The organism is Streptomyces sp. CB09001, from assembly GCF_003369795.1.
GTDB lineage: Bacteria > Actinomycetota > Actinomycetes > Streptomycetales > Streptomycetaceae > Streptomyces.
Genome location: NZ_CP026730.1, coordinates 2,943,072 through 2,963,536, shown reverse-complemented (window position 1 = coordinate 2,963,536; position 20,465 = coordinate 2,943,072). Strand labels below are relative to the sequence as shown.

Below are 20,465 nucleotides of genomic sequence, written 5' to 3'. Positions count from 1 at the left end.
CAACGCATGCTGGTGCTGCGGCGGTTCGCTGCGGTTCGGCTGTACGAGCGATGAGGGGGAGCCCGATGGGTTCGCGAACAGCCCGCCCGATGCCTCCAATGAGCGGCACGCCCGTGTTCCAGGCGCGCACCGGCGCCAAGCGGCCGCAGGGAGCACGCGCACCGGCGTCCTCGCTGGAGGATCTGGTGCGAAGCGCCGTCCGGTTGCCTTCGCTGGCGGCGAAGTACGAGCGGAACACCGCTCGCGGGACCTTCGCGCTGCGGGACCTCCCCGTGCTGACGCAGGAGGAGCTGGCGGCCGCGACGCAGGAGGCGATCGCCTGCCGCGAAGGTGATCCGGGCCTGCTCTGGGCCCACGGCGGGACTCTGGAGGCACCCGGCCTGAGCCTGCTGCCGGAGGGCATGTTCGCCTCCGAGATCCATTCCGCTTGGAGCCCGCTCGGTCCGCGGGACGTCGTGGCCAACCTCCACCCGTCCGGCCGGCTCCGCCCCGACCACTACTTCTTCAACCGGTTCGCCGCCACGGCCGGAGCCACGGTGCTCCCCGTCGGCGATCTGCCGCCGAGCGACGCCGAGGGCTGGCTGGCCCTGCTCGCCAGGCAAGGGGTGACCGCACTGGCGGCGCCGCCGCAGACCATGGCACGCCTGGTCGGCGGCGTCGCCGCGGGACGGCCGATTCCCTGGCTGCGAACCCTCCTCCTGGGCGGGACGACCCACGACACCACGCCGGACGCCGTCCTCGCCGACCGCTTCCCCTACACCGACACCTGGCGCCTGTACGGCACGCCGACGTCGTGGGTGATCGGCCACCACGGTCCGCAGTGCCTGGCGGACGTCTACCACCCCTTGCCGCACCAACTGGTCGAGGTGGTCGACGGCCGCGTCCTGGTCACCACGCTCAGCCCGGTGCGCACGCCTGCGCTGATCCGGTACGAGACCCGGGAACGCGCGGAGTTCACGCACTGCTCGTGCGGCCGGCGGGGCCCGGCGCTCCGGGTGCTCGGCCCCACGCCCCCCTCCTTCCGCTTCTGCGGACGCACCATCGACTCCCGCGAACTGGTCGCGCTGGCGACGGCATGTGACGAGGTCGAGCAGGCCCAGGTCACCGTCACCCCGGAGCAGTGCGTCCACCTGCGGGTCCGCCTGGCCCCGGACGCCGTCGACGACCACCACAGCCGGGCCTGGGTCAGGTACCAGGTCCTCGAACACCATCTCGTGCTCGCCGACTGCGTCGCCGAGCAGCCGGAGGCGTTCGAGGTGATCCCGGTGGACCACCCGCTCGGCGCGTCCCCCCTGGCCCAGGGGGAGTTCTGACGGCGGGGCGCGTCATCGACGAAGCACACCGCCGCACGCACGAACCGCACGCACGAACCGCCCGCACGAACCGCCCGCACGAACCGCACGCACGAACCGTAGGCACGAGAGGAAACGAAGCCATGTCCGAGCAGCTCAGCATCATGAAGGACGCGATCACGGCGCAGGCCGAGGACGAGATACTCGTCGCGGTGCGCGCGGTGGCTCCCGAACTCGACGAGATGATCAAGGCCGAGCCGCTGCCGGAGGGATGGGTCGCGGGCTGGGACGTGGCGGGAGTGGTCATGCGGGCCGCGCCGGAGGGCTTCAGCCCGCAGCCGGGTGACCGTGTCGTCGGTGTGGCGACCGGAACGCGCTGGGCTCCGTGCATGGCGCTGCCCACGGAGTACGCCACGGTGCTGCCCGACCACGTGAGCTTCGAGCAGGCGGCGGCCCTGCGCGTCGCGGTGCTCACGGCGTTGCGTCTGGTGCGCGGTGCCGGGGTCGTCCGTGGCCGGCGCGTACTGGTCACCGGAGCCGACGTGGGGGTCGGACGGCTGCTGGTCGAGCTGCTGTCCGCGTTGAACGCCGAGGTCACCGCCGTGGTGGCCGACCACGGGCAGGCCGAGCTCGCGGTGGGGTCGGGAGCGGCCCGGGCCGTGACGGACATCGCCGCCGTGGCGGGTCCGTTCGACATCGTCTACGAGGCGGCCGACGGCGTCTTCGCGGCGGCCGCCAGGGGTCTCATGGCGGAGGGCGGCAGTGTCTACCTCTACGAGAGCTTCGCCGCTCACCCCGAGGACATCGGCTTCTTCCGGTTCTTCGGCGGTCCGGAGCAGGCCGGGCTCCGGCACTTCGTCTTCCGCACGGCGACGCCGGAGGACCGCGGCCTGGCGCAGCTCCTCGACCTGATGACCACGGGCGAGCTGTCGTTCGGCGCGACGCGGAGCGGGGCCAAGGCCACCGCCTGAGCCCGGGTGAAGGGGGGTGCGGCTGTCGGCCGCACCCCCCTTCACGCTGTTCCCGGCGGGTTCAGCGGGCGGCGCCCCGGTCCGCCGGGCCCAGCCACCGGGTCAGTTCGACGTGCAGGCGGTCCAGATCGCCGGCGTGACCGTGCGCCGCGACGTGCCCGTCGGGGCGCACGAGGTAGTAGCCCTGGTGCCGGCATCCCGTCTCCGCCCGCGCGGACCTGGCGGACAGGTCGACGGACCGGACCTGCGGCCAGGCGGCGGCGAGCGCGCGCGCCTGCTCCCGCCAGGCCACCGCGTCGCCCCGGCAGGTCACCACCAGGGTCCACCCGGCGGGTTCGCCGGCGGTTCCCGCGAAGCCGGCCGGAACCGCCAGTGAGCGCGGGAAGACCGCACCGACGGTCAGCCCGCCGGGGAGCCGCGAGCGGAGGTGGCAGGAGGTCCGCCCGGTCGGCAGCTGGGTCCGACGCACCGCCGGGTAGGCGAGCCGGCGTCCCGCCATCACCGGCGCGTAGAGCCGGAACAGGCCGGTGCGCTCGGCGACCCGGAACGCGGCATCCCGGGCCACGACCGCGGTGGGGCGCTTGACCAGCCAGCTCCGCGTCTGGATGTCGGTGTCCCGCACCACCCGCCGGGCCACCGCGGCGCGTTCGGGCCCGTAGGTGCGCAACAGGTCGGAGGGAGCCTTTCCGTGCAGGACTGCCGCCATCTTCCAGGCGAGGTTGTGGGCGTCCTGGATACCGGTGTTGAGCCCCTGGCCGCCGGCCGGGCTGTGCACGTGCGCCGCGTCACCGACGATGAACACCCGGCCGAGCTGGAACTGGTCGGCGTGGCGGGCGTGGATGCGGAAGTCCGAGACCCAGACGGGATCCGTCAGGGTCACTCCGGCCGGGCCGCGTTCGTCCACGATCCGCTGCATGCGGTCCACCGTGACGCGCTCACCGGCGGGCAGGCTGCAGAAGAACCGGAACACCCCGTCGGGCAGGGCCACCACCACCAGTGCCCCGGCGGGCGACTGGTAGTACAGGGCCTGGTCCGGCGGCAGGAAGCCCTTGATGTGCGTGTCGACCAGGGCGAAGGCACTCTCGTACGTGTTGCCGGCGAAGCCGCCTCCGAGCAGGCCCCGAACAGCGCTTCCCGCACCGTCGGCCCCGATCACGAAGCGGGCGCCGGTGCGCTCGACGCGTCCGTCCTCGTGCTCGAGCACCGCGGTGACATCCCCGGTTCCCGCTATGCGGCCGGAGAAGTCCAGCCCCTCGAGGGTGAGCAGCCGCACGCCCCGCTCCACCTTGCCGCCGAGGGCCTCCATCCGCTCACGCAGGATCCGCTCGGTCTCGTTCTGCGGCAGGCACACGGGGCTGAGGTGCTGCGGGAAGTCGAAGCTGGCCAGCAGCCGGCGTTCGGAGAAGTAGCTGAAGGCGTTGATCTGGGTTCCGGCGCCCCGCAGGTGCGCGAGCACGCCGAGGTCCTCGAAGAGATCGATGCTGCGCGGCCACACGAGCAGGGCCTTCGGGAAGGGCGAGGGAGCCGGGGCGCGGTCGACGACGCGCACGCGCACGCCTCGGCGCAGCAGCTCGCAAGCGGCCACCATGCCGCTCGGTCCGGCGCCCACGATCAGGACCTCGTGCGCTTCGGGATCCTCGGCCTGCGGTCGCGATGCGGAAGAACTCGGCATGGGGTGGTCCCGCCTCTCATTGACGAATGCCATCAGATGTCTTACGGTCCTAAGGAATCATACATCCGGTCGCAGGGGTTCGGCGAGCCCAGGCCGTAAGAAAGGGGATCCGTCCAGGAGTACGCCCCGGTCTCCTGGACCACCGGATGCCGATGGATCCGCCGAGAGCGGGGAGTGCCCGGTTCCTCCCCCGTCCCGGGCACTCCCTCCGTCCCACGGGATCCCCCTCCCGCGGGCCCGCGCCCCCTCGTACTCCCCCCGCGGGCCCTCTCCTGTGAGGGCGCGGACAGCGCCGTCCGCGCCCTCACGGCCCCCCCCCACACACAGCCGGCCAACGCACGCACACACCAAGGGAAAGCAGGCGAAGATGCGATACCGCTACCTGGGAGACACCGGTCTGTCCGTCTCCGAACTGTGCTTCGGCGCCATGACCTTCGGCGGCGGGGCGACCTTCCTGGGCGCCTCCGACCGCAACTGGTCGGAGTTCGGCACGGTCGAGGACGCCAACGTGGCGCGGATGATGGACCAGGCGCTCGACGCCGGCATCAACTTCTTCGACACCGCCGACGTCTACAAGAACGGCAAGGGCGAGGAGTTCTTCGGCCGCACCCTCAACAAGGTGCGCGACCGCGTCGTCATCGGCACCAAGGGCCGGTGGCGCATCACCGACGACCCCAACGACCTCGGAGCCACCCGGCACCACCTGTACGCGGCGGTCGAGAGCAGCCTGCGACGGCTGAACACCGACTACATCGACCTCTACCACATACACGGATTCGACCCGCGCACCTCGCTCGACGAGACGCTGCGCGCCCTGGACGACCTGATCCGCTCCGGCAAGATCCGCTACATCGGGGTCTCCAACTTCGCCGGCTGGCAGCTGATGAAGGCCCTCTCGGTCTCCGAGCGCCGCAACCTCAACCGCTTCGTCTGCTACCAGGGCTACTACAACATCGGCGCCCGCGACCTGGAGCGGGAGATCGTTCCGCTGGCCGTCGACCAGAGCGTCGGCATCACCGCCTGGTCGCCGCTGGCCGGCGGTTTCCTCACGGGGAAGTACCGGCGTGGCGAGGGCCGTCCCGAGGGCAGCCGCCTCGCCCAGCGCACACCGTCCGAGACCACGCCGCTGACCGACGAGGCGCAGGCGTACGACATCGTCGACGAGATGGAGCGGATCGCCGCCGACCACGACGCGTCGGTCGCGCAGGTCGCGCTCAACTGGGTGCTCGCCAAGCCGGGCATCACCTCCGCCGTGGTCGGCGCCACCAAGCCGCACCAGCTGGCGGACAACCTCCAGGCCATGGAGTGGTCGTTGACCCAGGAGGAGCTCGCCCGGCTCGACAAGGTCAGCGAGACCACCGCGCCCTACCCCTACTGGCACATCGGCCGCGAGGGCTCCGACCGCAAGCTGCCCGGCGACGTGTATCCGGCCTGAGTTCCCCCGACCGGCGAAACGCCCACCTCCGCATTCTCAGAGCAAGGAACTCACGACCGCGAACAGGAAGCCAGGCCACCCATGACCACAGCACCCCAAGTCGCATCACCGGCGCTGCCGTCGCTGGACTACACCCGGACCGTCGACCGACTGCTCGTCCATCGGGACGCCCTGGGCGAGGTGTTCCTGACGGATCTGCAGGCCATCGACGCGGCCGGTTACGCCGCCGGGGCCCAACTGCCCCGCTCGCACGCCTACTACGGAGACCACCTGCTGCGGCCCAGCTGCCACGATCCGCTGCTGATCCTGGAGGCGTGCCGACAGGCCGCGCTCGCAGGTGCCCACCGCTTCTTCGCAGTCCCCGCCGACCACAAGTTCATCCTCACGCACCTGCGGCTGCGACTGGACCACCCCAGTCTGACCTACGTCGGGACGTCACCGTTCCGCCTCTCCATGCGCATCCGCATCGCGAGCCGCAAGGAGCGGGAGAACCGGGTCACGGGGCTCGACTACGAGATCGACCTGTACGTCGACAGTGCGCGGATCGGCACCGCCGCCATCGGGCTCCGCTTCAAGAACCCGAACGGCTACCTCACGCTGCGCCTCAACAACCGCGACGGCATGGCCCTGCCGTCGTCCGCCAGCCATCCCGCGGCCACGCCCGGGGCACCGCTCACCCCCCACCTCGTCGGCCGGGCCAACCCGGACAACGTGGTGCTGCTGGACGGTGTCGTGATCGGTGACAGCGCCCAGGCCCTCCTGCGCATACCGGCCCACCACGCCAGCCTCTTCGACCACCCGCAGGACCACCTGCCGGGCATGGTCATCGCGGAGGGCGCCCGGCAGCTCGCGCTGTTCGCCGCACTCGACATCCGGGGACTGGCCCCCTCCAAGACGCTGATCACCGAGCTGGACGTGCGCTTCACGCGTTTCGGCGAACTGGAGGACGACACCGTCCTGAGCGCGACCGTACCGCCGCTCACGGGCGGCGGAGCCGAGGAGATCACCGACTACACGCTGGGCGGGGTCCTGGACTCGCGCGGGGGCGTGGACGCTCGGCTTCCCGTGCACGTCGAGGCGACGCAGAAGGGCGAGACGCTGTGCTCCTTCGACCTCGTACTGGCCCGGATGCCGATATGACCGCCACCGCCTTCGAGGGAGTGCGGCCGGCACCCCCGACGACGTCACGCGCCGGCGTGTTCTGCGACGTGGACGAGACGCTGATCCGCGTCAAGAGCATGTTCCGCTTCCTGGAGTTCTACCTGGAACGGCGTGGCGAGCCCCCGGCCACGTATCAGCGCCTCGTGGCCGGGTTGCGGGAGTCCGCGCGGCGCGGGGTCCCCCGCACTGGGATCAACCGGGACTACTACCGGCTCCTCGGCGGGGAGAGCGCCCGTGGTCTGGCCGCGGCCGGACGGGCGTGGTTCACCGAGGAGTGGCACGAGTCGCCCGACGGCCTGTACGTGCCCGAGGTCGAGGAGGCCCTCGCCGGCCACCGCGCGTCCGGTCACGAACTCGTACTGGTCTCGGGGTCGTTCTTCGCGTGTCTCGACCCGATCGCCGCGGACGTCGGCGCCCGGCGGGTGCTGTCCACCCGCCCGGTGATCCGCCGTGGTGAGCTCACCGGCGAGGTGCTCGCGCCGATGATCGGCCCCACGAAGGGGCGCGCGGTACGGCTCGCCGGTGTGCTGGGCGGATTCGACCTCGCCCGCAGTTCGGCCTACGGCGATCACATCAGCGACCTCGCGATGCTGCGGGAGGTCGGCCGGCCCATCGCCGTCGGCGACCACCCCGAGCTCCTGGCCCATGCCCGGCGCGCCGGATGGGGACGACTGATCACGGGTGCGGCGAGGCGATGAGCGACGCGGGGTCGCGCGGCGAACGCGGCCCGGCACGGCTGGCGGGGGGCATCCGGCTCCTCGCCCTGATCGAGAGGAGGGGTCGTGCCTCAAGTGGGAATCGTGGCCACCGGTTCGTACGTACCGGACACGGTGGTCAGCAACGAGGAAGTCGCACGGGGAGCGGGGGTTACCGACGAGTGGATCGTACGCAAGACCGGAATCCGTGAGCGGCGACGGGCCGACGACCGCGACGCCACCTCGGACCTCGCGGCCAGAGCGGCCCGGGCGGCACTGGAGCAGGCCGACGTCGCGCCGGAGGACGTGGCCTACATCGTCCTCGCGACGTCCACGCCCGACCATCCGCAGCCCGCCACGGCGAGCATCGTGCAGCATCTCCTCGGCGCGGTGAACGCGGCCGCGTTCGACATCAACGCGGTGTGCAGCGGGTTCGTGTACGCGACCGCCGTCGCCGAACGCCTGCTGCGCGGCGCGGGGGAGGGGCGCTACGCCCTGGTCGTCGGCGCCGACATCTACTCGCGCATCCTCGACTACTCCGACCGGAAGACCGCCATTCTCTTCGGGGACGGCGCGGGGGCCGTCCTACTGGGCAGCGTGCCCCGGGCGCGTGGCATCCAGGAGACCAGCCTGCTCACCCGTGGGGATCAGTACCGCCTGATCAGCGTTCCCGCGGGCGGCAGTCGCCGGCCGGCGAACGACCGCACCCTGCGGGAAGGCGCCCACTTCTTCCGGATGGACGGCCGCGGGGTGCGTTCCTTCGTGCAGGACAACCTCCCCGGCGCTCTGCACGAGCTGCTGGACCGGGCCGGGGTCGACCGCGACCAGGTGCGGCACTTCGTCCCGCACCAGGCCAACGGCGTGATGCTGGGGGAGGTGTGGCCCCGGTTGGAGCTCCCCAGGGCCACGATGCACCTCGCTCTGGAGAAGTACGGCAACACCGGGTCGGCCTCGGTGCCCATCACGCTGGACGTCGCCCATCGCAAGGGGGAGTTCGCCGACGGCGAGACCGTCCTGATGGCCGGCTTCGGCGGTGGGATGACCGTGGGGGCGATCCTGGCCCAGTGGGCACCGACCGCGTGCGCCCGTGCCGGTGACACCCGGCCCGTCGCGGCCACGGTCGGCTGACCGTGCGTCCGCCGCGCACGACGGCCCTCGACTCCGTGCTTGCCCACCCGGAACTTCGCGGACTCGTGCTCCGGCACATCGAACGCCGCAGACGCGAGGGGCTGCGACAGGCCGCGGAGCACTCCCTGAGGCACAGGCTCCTGGGTGGCGACGTCGGCGGTGCGACGGAGTCCGAAGCACCGTGAGCCGGGGCAGGCGCGCGGCCGTCCGCCGCGCGCCTGCCCCGGCCACCGGGACCTCCCGGCCCGGCCGCCCGTCTGGCCAACAGGTGACGGAGAGGGGTAAGGTTTCTTATAGATGTACGGCGCCGCACCGTGCTGGTGTGTCCGTCGCCGCTGCCGACGAACGGAGGAGTTGTGCGCACGACCGCCCTGGGACGTACCGGAATCAAGGTGAGTCGCATCGCCTTGGGCACGATGATGCTGGGGGCGTGGGGGCAGCGTGACCACGCGGAGGCGGAACGCCTCGTCCACGACGCCCTGGACGCCGGCGTGAACCTCGTCGACACCGCCGACATGTACTCGGACGGCGAGTCCGAGCGCATCCTGGGAAAGGCGCTGCGCGGACGGCGGGACGAGGTGGTGCTGGCCACCAAGGTCCACTTCCCCATGGGCGAAGGACTCAACAGGTCCGGGAACTCCCGGCTGTGGATCCGGCGTGCCGTGGAGGGGAGCCTGCGTCGCCTGGGCACGGACCGCATCGACCTGTACCAGGTCCACCGCCCCGACCCGGACACCGATCTCGACGAGACCCTCTCGGTCCTGTCCGACCTGGTGCGCGAGGGCAAGGTCATGGCCATCGGAAGCTCGGACTTCCCGGCGGACCAGATCGTCGAGTCCCGCTGGGTGGCCGACCGCCGCGGCCACACGCCCTTCCACACCGAACAGCCGCCGTACTCGATCTTCATGCGGGGCGTGGAGCGTGCCGTACTGCCCACCGCCCAGCGCTACGGGATGGGTGTGCTCACCTGGTCCCCGCTGGCCAGCGGGTGGCTCACGGGGAGGTTCCGCGGCGATGCCCCGCTGGCACTCAACGACTTCCGGAGCAACCTCATCCCGCACAAGTTCGACCTGGACCTGCCCGGGAACGTGCGCAAGTGCCAGGTGGTCGAGGAACTGCTCAAGCTGTCGGCGGAGGCCGGTGTCCCGCTCACCCGACTGGCGCTGGCATTCGTGCTCAACCACCCCGCGGTGAGCAGCGCCGTCATCGGCCCGCGCACCCGGGAACAGCTCACGGACCTGCTCGCGGCCGGCACGGTCGAGCTGGAGGACGCGGTCCTGGACCGCATCGACGAGCTCGTCCCGCCGGGCACGGACCTGAACCCGTCCGACGCCGACTACACGCCGCCGGCCCTCGCCGACGCCTCGCTGCGACGGCGCTCCCGGACATGACAGCGGTGCCCGAAGAGCAGGCCGGGAAGCGGCCGGAAGCGCGGGAGCCGCTCCTGGACCAGTGTGCCGTCTGCGGCCTGTGCGGCGAACCGTGCCGGTACGCGCACACCGCGCCCGGCGAGCCGGCCAGGTACTACTGCCGGTCGGACTGCCAGCCCGCGGTCCCGGCCGCCGAACTGGAGGCGCGGGTGGGGCGCGCCGTCATGGAACGCCTGTGCACCCCGGCGGGGCTCGCCCGGATGGCGGCCGCGGAGCAGCTCCTGCGCCGCCTCGGTCACGAACTCCCGGAGCCCGTACCCCGGTCCGCGGCGCACGCCGTGCGGCAGTGGGACCTGGTGCTCGACGAGGCGTCCCGCAGGTCCGCCGTGCGCGAGTCGCTCCTGTCCGTCGCGCTGAGCCCCTCGCGGGACCGGCCCGAGGCCGTACGGCTCTTCTATGCCTGGCGGCGTCCGCCGGTACGACTCTTCGATCTGGAATGAGTCGCAGCAGACATACACTAATAAGAGGTGCGCAGGTACTCTCCAGGACATGGTGTCATCAGCTATGGAAAGACGAATCGGGGATCACATCAAGCGGGTGGAACAGGAGCTCACGTCCACCAAGCACGCCGCCCTGAGGCCGCTCAAGGTCAATGTCCCTCAGTACACCGTGCTGCGCGCCCTGCAGCAGGAGCCCGGACTGTCCGGTGCGGCACTGGCGCGACGCAGCATGGTGACCCCCCAGACCATGTCGTCCGTACTGTCGAACCTGGAGGGGCGTGGCCTTGTCGAGCGTCAGCCCCATCCGATCCACCAGCACATCCTCGAAGCACGACTGACCCGGTCGGGCCACGCGTTGGTGCGGCGCGCCGACGACGTCGTCCGGGACCTCGAGGAGCTCCTGGCGAGCCGGTTGGGCGAGGACGGGGCCGCGGGTCTCCTCGCTCAGCTCGAGCGCTGTTCGCAAGCGCTGACGGACTGGACGGCCGCACGCCGGGCGGCGAAGTAGCGGCACCACGACAGAACTCCCGCGGGCGGCCGAACAGTGGCCGCCCGTCCCTCTTTTCAGCCGTCTCCGCTCCCCGATAACGGCGCGATAGGTCCCCCATATCCGTCGCCAGCACAGTGGAGCCCGATCTCGTTTCGAGGTGTCGAATCAATCCTGAGCCCCAGAGGTGAACGCGATGAGTACGGACCCCAAGTCGGTTGTGCACGGGATTCTGGCCGAGGATCTGGAAGTGGACCCCGCGGAGATCACGGAGGGTGCCTCGCTGCGGAACCTGGAGCTGGACTCGCTGGCCGTCGCCGAGCTGATCGTGCGGATCAAGGAGGAGACCGGCGTGGACCTCAGCGGTGAGGAGACGCGGATCGCGGATCTCACCGTCGGGGAAGTGGTCCTGCTGGCCGGCTCGGGTCTGGAAGCGGCGTGACCGAGGGGCCCGTCGCCATCACCGGTGTCGGACTGGTGACGCCGGCCGGTACCGACACCGACTCGACCTGGGAGGCGATGTGCGCCGCCCGGTCCCTGGAGAGCGGTGACCCCGAGCCGCTGGCCGGCACCGGGGCCTGGCACAGCCTGCGGGTGCCCGCACTGCGGCCGGGGCAGCTGACCGGGCGCGGGACCGCCCGTACGGACCCGTTCATACGGTTCGCGCTGGTCGCGGTCGCGGAGGCGCTCGCGCAGTCGCGGCTCGACCCGGACAGCTGGGACGGCGGCCGGGTCGGCATCGTGGTGGGCAGCGGCCTGGGGGGCGTGACCACGCACGGCGAGCAGTACCGGCGGATGGAGCGCCAGGGCCCGGACATGGTCTCGCCGTACCTGCACCCCCGGGCACTGATCAACATGGCGGCCGGAACCATCGGTGCCCGCTACGGGATCACCGGGCCCGGACACACCGTGGCCGCCGCCTGTGCCTCGGGAGCCTCGGCGTTCGGGCTCGGCAAGACGCTGCTGAACGCCGGTGTCTGCGACACGGTCGTCGCCTGCGGCACGGACGCGGGTGTCACCCCCCTCGTCGTCTCCGGGTTCGCCCGCATGGGCGCGCTCTCCGAGCAGAAGACCGTCGACGCGTCCCGGCCGTTCTGCGCCGAGCGCGACGGTTTCGTGATCTCGGAAGGCGCCGCGGCCGTCGTGATGGAGACGCCGGCCAAGGCGCGTGCCCGGGGCGCGGAGGTGCTGGGGCGGCTGCTCGGCCATGCCGACACCTCCGACGCCCACCACCCGACGGCCCCCCGCCCGGACGGCGCCGGCGCCGCGGCCGCCGTGGAACAGGCGCTGACCGCCGCGCGCCTGTCGACACGGGACGTGACCACCGTCAACGCGCACGGCACCTCGACCCCGCAGAACGACCAGACGGAGGCCCGGCTCCTCGCCCGCCTCTTCCCGCACGGTCCGTCCGTGACCGCCAACAAGGGCCTGCTGGGCCACACCCTCGGCGCGGCCGGTGCCATCGAGGCCGTACTGACCCTGCGCAGCCTGCGCAGCGGCGTCCTGCCGCCGATCGCGCACACCGAGCGGGCCGACCCCGCACTGCCGGAACTCGACCTGGTCCTCGGCGGGGTGCGCCGGCACGACGGGAACGTGGCCGTGAGCACCTCCTTCGGATTCGGGGGCAGCAACTGCGCCCTGGTGCTGGCCGCCGGCTGAACGACGCCACGGCGTCCACGGATCCGAGCTTCCCTTCCTGGAGAGCCCATGACGCAACGCGAAGAAGAGCTGGCCCGTGTCCTCTCCGGGCCCGAGTTCGCCACCATCCGACCGGACGACCTGAGCATCCTCGACTACAGCCTGCTGACGCTGCGCCGGGCGCGGCTCCTCAACGGCGCCGGTTTCGCGGCGAACTCCCGCTGGCTGGGCCGCGGCGACAGCGCCCGCTTCCCGGAGTTCCTGCGCACCATGGGCTGGATCGGCGCGTACGACCTCTCCCTGCTCAACGTCCTGGTCTCGCACCAGATCGCCGGTGACGCGCTGCTCAGCCACGGCGGCACGGAGCAACTGGACTCCTGGGCCGGAGAGATCGAGACGATGGAGCGGCTGTACTGCTTCGCCGGTTCCGAACTGCTGACCGGCTCGGACCTGAAGCAGGTGCGGACCACCGCGACGTACGACCCGCAGGACCGGACCCTGGTCCTGAACACGCCCCGACCCGCCGACAGCAAGGTGTGGACCGGCAACAGCCTGCACAGCGGCGACGTCGCCATGGTGCTGAGCCGGCTGGAGGTCGGCGGGCGCGACGAGGGACACCACTGGCTGCGGGTACCGCTGCGCGAGGCCGGGACCGTACTGCCCGGCGTGCGCATCGGCCGGGCCGAGCCGAAGGGCGGAGTCACGGCCAACCAGACCGGCGTACTGACCTTCACGGACCACCGGCTGCCGCTGTCCGCGCTGATGAACCGCTGGGCGTCGATCGACGAGGAGGGCACCTACCGGTCCCCGCTGCCGCGCCACCGGCGGTTCGAGGAGTGCCTCGCCACCTTCACCCACGAGCGGCTCTTCCCGTCGGTGGGAGCGGCGTACGCGCAACTGCTCGCCTGCGCGATCACCACGCGGTTCGCGGCCGTCAAACAGACCTTCGGCAGGCCGCTGATCGGTCACGAGCACTACCGGATGCGGCTGTCGGCGGCCGTGGGGCGCTCGCTGGCCGCCCGGCACGCCATGACGGCGCTGTCCGAGGTGGCGGTGGCCCGCAGCGCCGAGGGAGCCCCGGGCCGCGACCAGGTGCTGCACGCCCTGATCTCCTGCGGCAAGTCCGGCTGCACCGGCGACGCCCGGCACACGCTGGCCGAGACCCGGGAGCTGTGCGGCGGGCTCGGCTACCACGACGCCAACCAGATCGCGCCGCTGCTGCACGACTACGAGATCGCGGTCACCTTCGGCGGTGACAACACCGTCCTCGGCTACCAGGCGACCCGGTTCGCCCTGCGCCACCGCGAGGACTTCGACCGGGTGCTGGACGAGGCGGTCGCCGGGGCCGAACGGCTGGACGCCGTCCGGGTGCTGCGGGCCGTCTGCGACGTCCTGCTCGACCGGGTGGAGCGGGACGGCGCCGGTGAGGCCAGCGCGCAGTGGAGCCGCGCCGTCCACCAGACGCTGGCGATCGGCCACTGGGCCCGGAACGCCGCGACCCCGCTGTCCGAGCGGCTGCTCGCGCAGTACGCGGCGGTCTGCGTGCTGGAACACGCGCTGGCCGCGCTGCGGGCCGGGATCCTCGACCAGCACGCCCTCCTGGGGTTCGAGGCGGCCCGGCACGAGGCGGCGGGCGCCCCCCTCGACGCCGCCGCGCTGCTGCGCGAACTGGCCGTGCCCGAGGGCCTGATCAGCGCCCCGATCGCCCACCCGGACTTCGCGGAACGCCACGCCGCCGCGGCCCATGCCGACACCGGACCGGCCCCGGGCACCGTCCCGGCCCTCGGTAGCGTCCCGGCCCCGGGTAGCGTCCCGGCCCCGGGTACCGTGCAGCCCCCCGGCACCGTGCAGGCCGGAGTACGCGCGTGAGCGCCGCGGGCGGCGGTCGGACCGGGGCCGTCGTCACCGGCGTGGGCACCTGTCTGCCGGAGACCGTGGTCGACAACGACGAGGTGTCGCGGCACCTGGACACCGACCACACCTGGATTCACAGCCGTACCGGCATCGAGCGCCGGCGCCGGGTGTCCCCGGGGACCACCACGGGGGACCTCGCCGTCACCGCCGGGGCCGCCGCGCTGAAGTCCGCCGGACGGGACGACTGCGACCTCGTCCTCCTCGCCACCACCACACCGGACCGGCGCTGCCCCGCGACCGCGCCCCGGGTGGCGTCCCGGCTCGGGCTGCGGGACGCCGCCGCGTTCGACCTGTCCGCCGTGTGCTCCGGCTTCGTGTACGGGCTGTCCGTCGCCGACGCGATGATCACCGCGGGTACCTGCGACCGGGCCCTGGTCATCGGCGCGGACGTCTACTCCTCGATCGTGGACCCCGGTGACCGCGGCACCGCAGTCGTGTTCGGCGACGGCGCGGGCGCCGTGCTCCTGGAGCGCGGCAGCACCGGCGACCCGGGCGCCGTGCTGCACACCGAACTCGGCAGCGACGGCACCGGCGACGAGCTGATCACCATCCCGCCGGACGGCGCGTACCTCACCATGCGCGGCAGCGACGTCTACGCCCGTGCCGTCACCACCATGACGGAGTCCGCGCGCTCCACCGCCGCCCACGCGGGCTGGGACCTGGCGGACGTGGACGCCTTCGTCGGGCACCAGGCGAACCTCCGCATCCTCACCTCGGTGGCGAAGCGGCTGCGGCTGCCCCGGGAGCGGGTGGTGTCGAACATCGCGGACGTGGCCAACACCGCCGCCGCGTCCATCCCCCTCGCCCTGGCCGAGGCGGCCGCACAGGGACGTATCGGCTCCGGGGACCGGCTGCTCCTGACCGCCTTCGGCGGCGGCCTGACCTGGGGCTCCGCCGCCGTCGTCTGGTCGGGCGCGGAACCCGTCCAGGACCAGCGGAGCTGACCGCACCGAGCGACGAACCTGGCGCGCGAGAGGAAGGGCCTACGTGGTGCCGAAGCTGAACACGGCCTCGCCCACCAGCGGGCCGGTGAACTCGTCGCCGTCGCCCGGCCCGAGGCCTGGTTCACCTACTGCTACTGGCTGGACGGCGCCCGCGCCCCGGACTTCGCCCGCACCGTCGAGATCCACCGCAAGCCCGGCTACGACCCGGCCGAGCTGGGCTTCGACCACCACACCCCGGCGGCGGCCCGGCTCCGCGCGGCGGCGGCACTGGCCCGCGAGAAGCTCGGTCTGCGCTCCACCATGAACGTCGACCCCTGGACGGCTCCCGGTTCCGCGGCAGCCACGGACGCCTGTCCGGCCGCCCCGAGGACGCACCGGTGCTCCTGGTCTCCGACCCGGACGCGCCGCTGGGGGAGTCCGTCGCCGCGACGGAGGTCAAGGACCTGCTGCTCTCGCCGGCCGGCTTCTCTCCCCATGCCCGCTCGATACGCGGCCGATAACGACGGCCCATAGCGTCCCGAGTACACACAAAACGACGGTGGACGGAGGCTCTGACCATGGCTGCGAATGCCGCGGGACCGGCGTCGCGCTACGACGTGACGCTGGATCAGTCGGACGCGGAACTCGTCGAGGAGATCGCCTGGAAACTCGCCACGCAGGCGACCGGGCGGCCCGACGACGCCGAATGGGTCGAGGCGGCCAGGCACGCCTGGCACGCCTGGCCGGCGACCCTGCGCCGGGACCTCGCCGGATTCCGCCGGGACTCGGGACCGGACGGCGCGATCGTGCTGCGCGGCCTGCCCGTCGACTCCATGGGGCTGCCGCCGACCCCACGGGTCAACGGCTCCGTGCAGCGCGAGGCCTCGCTGGGCGCCGCCGTGCTGCTGATGACCGCCTGCGGGCTCGGCGACCCCGGCGCGTTCCTGCCGGAGAAGAACGGCGCCCTCGTGCAGGACGTCGTGCCCGTGCCGGGCATGGAGGAGTTCCAGGGCAACGCCGGGTCCACCCTGCTGACGTTCCACAACGAGAACGCCTTCCACGAGCACCGCCCCGACTTCGTGATGCTGCTGTGCCTGCGCGCCGACCCCACCGGCCGGGCGGGCCTGCGCACCGCCTGCGTGCGGCGGGTGCTGCCGCTGCTGTCCGACTCCACCGTGGACGCCCTGTGGGCACCGGAGTTCCGCACCGCGCCGCCGCCCTCCTTCCAGCTGAGCGGCCCCGAGGAGGCACCCGGACCGGTACTCCTCGGCGACCCCTCGGACCCCGACCTCCGGGTGGACCTGGCGGCCACCGAGCCGGTGACCGAACGGGCCGCCGAGGCCCTGCGCGAACTCCAGGCCCGCTTCGACGCCACCGCCGTCACCCACCGCCTCCTGCCCGGGGAGCTGGCGATCGTGGACAACCGCGTCACCGTGCACGGCCGCACCGAGTTCACCCCCCGCTACGACGGCACCGACCGCTGGCTGCAGCGCACCTTCGTGCTCAGCGACCTGCGCCGCTCGCGCGCGCTGCGGCCGGCCGACGGCTACGTGCTCGGAGCGGCCCCGCAGCCCGCCTGACCGGCCAAGCCCCCGCAGTGCGACAGGAGTAGGAGTGCGATGACGAGCACGCAGACCAGGGAGCGACCGCCCGCCCGGGATACCGGCGCGAAGGGCGCGCCGGAGTCCGGACCGCCCGCCCCGCCGGTCCGCAAGGTCGGGCTGCGCTCCCTGTTCCCGTATCTCCAGGGCTACTGGCCGACGCTGGGGATCGTCGCGGTGCTCTCCCTGGTGGTCACCCTGCTGACCCTCAGCCAGCCGGTGCTGACCCGGGACGTCCTGGCCGACATCGAGGCGGACAAGCCGGTGGGGCGGCTGGTGGCCCTGCTCATCGGCGTCCTCGTGGTGGTGGCCGTACTCGGCGGGGTCCGCGACTACCTGCTCCAGCGGGCCGCCGAAGGGCTCGTGCTGACCGCCCGCCGCCGGCTGGTGGCCCGGCTGCTGCGGCTGCCCATCACCGAGTACGACCAGCGCCGCACCGGCGACATGCTCTCCCGGGTCGGCGCCGACACCACCATGCTGCGCGCGGTGGTCACCTCCGGCCTCTTCGACACCGTGACCAACGTCGTCATGGTCGGCGGCTCCGCGCTCATGATGTGCCTGATCGACCCCACCCTGTTCGCGGCCACCGCCCTCGGCCTCGGACTGGGCGTCCTCGCCGTCGTCGGGCTCTCCCGGCGGGTGCGGGGCGCCTCCCGCGACGCCCAGGACCGGATCGGCGAGATGACGTCCGCCGTCGAGCGCGCCATCTCCGCCGTGCGCACCATCCGCGCCAGCGGCGCCGAGGAACGCGAGGGCAAGGCCGTCGACGGGTACGCGCAGCAGGCCTACCACGCCGGGATGCGCATCGCCCGGCTCCAGGCGATGATCAACCCGATCACCTCGACCACCATCCAGGTGGCGTTCCTCGTCGTCCTCGGCCTCGGCGGCGCCCGGGTGGCCAGCGGTGCCATCCAGGTCGGCGACATGGTCGCCTTCGTGCTCTTCCTCTTCATGCTGTGGTTCCCCCTCGGCCGCGCGCTGACCGCCTACTCCCGGCTCCAGTCCGGGCTCGGCGCCCTCCAGCGCATCGAGGAGATGGTGGACCTGCCGCAGGAGACCGACGCCGGCGCGGGACCGCTCACGGTGCGCGAGCGCACCCGGCCCGGGACCGAGCCCGCCGGCGCCGAACGACGGCCGCCCGCGATCGAGTTCGAGGACGTCAGCTTCGGCTACGCCGACGGCGAGACGGTCCTGCGGGACGTGTCCCTCACCGTCCCCCGCGGCACCCGCACCGCGCTCGTCGGCCCCTCCGGAGCGGGCAAGTCCACCCTGCTGTCGCTGGTGGAACGGTTCTACGACGTCACCTCCGGCACCGTCCGGGTCGGCGGCACCGACGTACGCGACCTGCCGCGCCGCGAACTGCGCGGACGCCTCGGCTACGTCGAGCAGTCGGCGCCGGTCCTCGCCGGCACCGTCCGCGACAACCTCTCCCTCGCCGCGCCCGACGCCACCGACGACGACATGCGGGAGGTGCTGCGCTCGGTCAACCTCATGGGCGTGATCGAGCGGGCACCGCAGGGCCTGGACACCGAGGTCGGCGAGGGCGGCGTCCTGCTGTCCGGCGGCGAACGGCAGCGCCTGGCGCTGGCCCGCACCTTCCTGGCCGCGCCGCCGATCATGCTGCTCGACGAGGCGACCAGCAACCTCGACGCCCGCAACGAGGCCCTGATGCGGGAGGCCATCGGCACCGTCACCGCCGACCGGACGCTGCTCGTGGTCGCCCACCGGCTGTCCACCGTCGTGGACAGCGACCAGATCGTCGTCCTGGAGCACGGCCGGGTCGTCGCCGCGGGCCGGCACGAGGAGCTGACCGGCACCAGCCCCCTCTACCGGGAGCTGGCCAGCCACCAACTGCTCATCCAGTAGACCGCCTTTCACCCCCCCCCACACGAAGGGGCCTCCCGGCGCACTTCACCGGGAGGCCCCTTCGTGTGCTCCGGGCCGGTCAGCCGGCCGTCGCCAGGCACTGCCGGACGCGGTGCCGGGTCAGTTCCCAGGCGGCGTCGAGCCCCACCGCCCGGGTCCGCGAGGCCTCGTCGGTGAACCGCAGGTGGGCGCGGCGCTCGCGGTACAGCAGCAGCGTCAGGTTCACCAGGAACGGCATCATCCCGTCCCGCTCGTCGGCGCGTTCGGCCACCTCCACCTCGACGCGGGCCCGCGCCCCGGGGACGTCGCCCAGGAGCATCCAGAGCTGGGCCAGGTCGAGGCCGGGCAGGAACAGGGCGCTGCTCGCCCAGTCGATCAGGACCTGCCGGCCCCGGCTGCGGACCACGTTGGCCAGCACCAGGTCTCCGTGACCGAACTCGCGCGGCGGACCGGACAGTTCGAGGAGCCTGAGCAGGTCCGCCCAGTGCGCGTCGTCGAAGACGCCCTGGGCGTGCACCCCCTCCAGCATCCCCCGGTAGTCCACCGCCCACGCGCCGGCCGCCGCGGGCCGCCAGTGCCGCAGCCGCTCCACGGCCTCCAGCACCCCGGCCAGGTCCTCCCGGGAGACCGGGGTGAGGGGGAACCGGTCCGGCGCCAGCACCTCCCCCGTGAGCCGCTCCATGACCAGCACGGCCCGCTCCCGGTCGGAGGCGAACCGGCGCGGCACCGGCACCGGCGGGGGCACCGCGTCGAACAGGTCGTAGGTGTCGATCTCGCGCAGGCACTGGCGCCGCCAGTCGGGTGTGCGCACCTTGGCCAGCGCCTCGACGCCGTCCAGCCTGCCGCCCACCACCAGCGAGGTGCGGCTGCGGTAGACGACCTCCCCGGGGGCGAAGCCGGGGCACACCTCACGGGCCAGCGCGATCAGCGGGCCGTCGGCGGGCGTCGGCGCTCCGGTCTGGACATCGGGCTCGGTCTTCAACGGGTTCTCCTTCACCGGCGCAGGAATTCGACGAGGCTCTTGTTCACCGCGTCCGGCGACTCCAGGTAGCCGTAGTGCCCGCAGTCGGGCACCAGCTCGTACTCGGCGCCGGGGATCGCGTCGGCCACCTCCCGGCCCAGGTGGGGCGGGGCGATCAGGTCGTCCTGGAAGGCGACGACCCGGGTGGCGGCCCGGATGCCGCGGTAGGCCTCCCGCCGGTCGCCGACCACCCGCACCCCGAGCTGGGCCCGGTAGCCCGCACCGGAGCGCCGGGTCAGTTCCAGCACGTCCAGCCAGTCGCGGGCCTGCACGTCGTTGTCGAGGGTGCGCGGCGACAGGTTCTGCATGGCCTGCACGACCGCCTCGTAGGCGGCGGGCAGCCGGATCCCCTGGTCGTACAGCTCCATCTCCGCGCGGCACAGCGCCTCGCGCAGCGCGTCCGGGCGGGCCCGGGTCGCCATCAGGACCAGCCGGTCCACGAGGTCGGGCCGGGACAGGGCCAGCTCCTGGGCGATGTGCGCGCCCATCGAGATGCCGGCCACCCGGCAGGGCCCCAGCCGCAGTTCCTCGACGAGGGCCGCCGTGTCGGCGACCAGGTCGTCGATGCCGAAGCCCCCGGGGCACTCCTCGCTCGGCGCGATGCCCCGGTTGTCGAAGCTGATCACCCGGAAACCGGCGGCGACCAGCGCGGGCACCTGGTGCAGGTGCCAGGCCCGGCCGCTGCCGCCCGAGCCCATGACGAGCAGCACGGCGGGCGCGGTCTGCGCACCCGCCGGGGGCGCGTCGTCGTAGTAGTTGATCCTGATGCCGTTGACGGTGAGGACGGGCAT

The 20,465-nt window shown here is 72.7% G+C and carries 18 protein-coding genes and 1 pseudogene; 16 read left to right on the top strand and 3 right to left on the bottom strand.

Annotated elements, in window-relative coordinates; genetic code table 11:
- Nucleotides 1-98: 98 nt before the first annotated feature.
- Together C4J65_RS13470 and C4J65_RS13465 are read left to right on the top strand one after the other, a co-directional pair.
- On the top strand, nucleotides 99-1,313 hold the full coding sequence (locus tag C4J65_RS13470; protein WP_162833165.1) for an amino acid adenylation domain-containing protein: 1,215 nt from the start codon (nucleotides 99-101) through the stop codon (nucleotides 1,311-1,313).
- Between the two features lie 122 nt (nucleotides 1,314-1,435).
- The gene (locus tag C4J65_RS13465) at nucleotides 1,436-2,263 is read left to right on the top strand and encodes an alcohol dehydrogenase (protein WP_115742636.1); all 828 of its coding nucleotides are present in this window, start codon (nucleotides 1,436-1,438) and stop codon (nucleotides 2,261-2,263) included.
- Between the two features lie 61 nt (nucleotides 2,264-2,324).
- Here the strand turns inward: C4J65_RS13465 and C4J65_RS13460 are convergent, their stop codons facing one another.
- A complete protein-coding gene (locus C4J65_RS13460) occupies nucleotides 2,325-3,935 on the bottom strand; it encodes an FAD-dependent monooxygenase (RefSeq protein ID WP_115742635.1) in 1,611 nt (536 codons plus the stop codon).
- Nucleotides 3,936-4,302: 367 nt separating this feature from the next.
- Here C4J65_RS13460 and C4J65_RS13455 point away from each other — a divergent pair, with 367 nt between their 5' ends.
- From C4J65_RS13455 to C4J65_RS13385, 14 genes and pseudogenes are all read left to right on the top strand, one after another.
- Nucleotides 4,303-5,370 (top strand): aldo/keto reductase, encoded by a 1,068-nt coding sequence (locus C4J65_RS13455; protein WP_115742634.1) that lies wholly within the window; start codon nucleotides 4,303-4,305, stop codon nucleotides 5,368-5,370.
- Between the two features lie 81 nt (nucleotides 5,371-5,451).
- The gene (locus C4J65_RS13450; protein WP_115742633.1) at nucleotides 5,452-6,510 is read left to right on the top strand and encodes a ScbA/BarX family gamma-butyrolactone biosynthesis protein; all 1,059 of its coding nucleotides are present in this window, start codon (nucleotides 5,452-5,454) and stop codon (nucleotides 6,508-6,510) included.
- Nucleotides 6,507-7,229, top strand: coding sequence for an HAD-IB family hydrolase (locus tag C4J65_RS13445; protein ID WP_115742632.1), 723 nt, complete (start codon nucleotides 6,507-6,509; stop codon nucleotides 7,227-7,229). Before C4J65_RS13450 ends, C4J65_RS13445 begins: the two co-directional genes overlap by 4 nt.
- 84 nt (nucleotides 7,230-7,313) lie before the next feature.
- Nucleotides 7,314-8,354: a ketoacyl-ACP synthase III gene (locus tag C4J65_RS13440; protein ID WP_115742631.1), complete on the top strand. Its 1,041-nt coding sequence runs from the start codon at nucleotides 7,314-7,316 to the stop codon at nucleotides 8,352-8,354.
- Between the two features lie 356 nt (nucleotides 8,355-8,710).
- Complete coding sequence (locus C4J65_RS13430; RefSeq protein WP_115742629.1) at nucleotides 8,711-9,745, top strand: aldo/keto reductase; 1,035 nt, start codon at nucleotides 8,711-8,713, stop codon at nucleotides 9,743-9,745.
- Complete coding sequence (locus C4J65_RS13425; protein WP_162833164.1) at nucleotides 9,742-10,224, top strand: hypothetical protein; 483 nt, start codon at nucleotides 9,742-9,744, stop codon at nucleotides 10,222-10,224. The genes C4J65_RS13430 and C4J65_RS13425 overlap by 4 nt, the downstream gene beginning before the upstream one ends.
- A 64-nt stretch (nucleotides 10,225-10,288) precedes the next feature.
- A complete protein-coding gene (locus C4J65_RS13420) occupies nucleotides 10,289-10,732 on the top strand; it encodes a MarR family transcriptional regulator (protein ID WP_240330416.1) in 444 nt (147 codons plus the stop codon).
- Nucleotides 10,733-10,907: 175 nt separating this feature from the next.
- Nucleotides 10,908-11,153, top strand: coding sequence for an acyl carrier protein (locus C4J65_RS13415; protein WP_115742626.1), 246 nt, complete (start codon nucleotides 10,908-10,910; stop codon nucleotides 11,151-11,153).
- Nucleotides 11,150-12,370, top strand: a complete 1,221-nt coding sequence (locus C4J65_RS13410; protein WP_115742625.1) for a beta-ketoacyl-[acyl-carrier-protein] synthase family protein — start codon at nucleotides 11,150-11,152, stop codon at nucleotides 12,368-12,370. Before C4J65_RS13415 ends, C4J65_RS13410 begins: the two co-directional genes overlap by 4 nt.
- A 48-nt stretch (nucleotides 12,371-12,418) precedes the next feature.
- Entirely contained in the window at nucleotides 12,419-14,218 is a 1,800-nt protein-coding gene (locus C4J65_RS13405) for an acyl-CoA dehydrogenase family protein (RefSeq protein WP_115742624.1), read from the top strand.
- The gene (locus C4J65_RS13400) at nucleotides 14,215-15,207 is read left to right on the top strand and encodes a beta-ketoacyl-ACP synthase III (protein ID WP_115742623.1); all 993 of its coding nucleotides are present in this window, start codon (nucleotides 14,215-14,217) and stop codon (nucleotides 15,205-15,207) included. Before C4J65_RS13405 ends, C4J65_RS13400 begins: the two co-directional genes overlap by 4 nt.
- A 57-nt stretch (nucleotides 15,208-15,264) precedes the next feature.
- A pseudogene (locus C4J65_RS13395) lies at nucleotides 15,265-15,707 on the top strand (alkaline phosphatase family protein); the annotation flags it as partial.
- A 57-nt stretch (nucleotides 15,708-15,764) separates the two neighbouring features.
- Nucleotides 15,765-16,766 (top strand): L-asparagine oxygenase, encoded by a 1,002-nt coding sequence (gene asnO / locus C4J65_RS13390; protein ID WP_115742622.1) that lies wholly within the window; start codon nucleotides 15,765-15,767, stop codon nucleotides 16,764-16,766.
- A gap of 39 nt (nucleotides 16,767-16,805) precedes the next feature.
- The gene (locus C4J65_RS13385) at nucleotides 16,806-18,653 is read left to right on the top strand and encodes an ABC transporter ATP-binding protein (RefSeq protein WP_115742621.1); all 1,848 of its coding nucleotides are present in this window, start codon (nucleotides 16,806-16,808) and stop codon (nucleotides 18,651-18,653) included.
- Between the two features lie 79 nt (nucleotides 18,654-18,732).
- Here the strand turns inward: C4J65_RS13385 and hasP are convergent, their stop codons facing one another.
- Both hasP and C4J65_RS13375 read right to left on the bottom strand, forming a co-directional pair.
- Nucleotides 18,733-19,635, bottom strand: a complete 903-nt coding sequence (gene hasP, locus C4J65_RS13380) for a 3-hydroxyasparagine phosphotransferase (RefSeq protein ID WP_115742620.1) — start codon at nucleotides 19,633-19,635, stop codon at nucleotides 18,733-18,735.
- 11 nt (nucleotides 19,636-19,646) lie between these two features.
- Nucleotides 19,647-20,465 carry an alpha/beta fold hydrolase gene (locus tag C4J65_RS13375; RefSeq protein WP_115742619.1) on the bottom strand — a complete coding sequence of 273 codons (819 nt, stop codon included), beginning with the start codon at nucleotides 20,463-20,465 and terminating at the stop codon, nucleotides 19,647-19,649.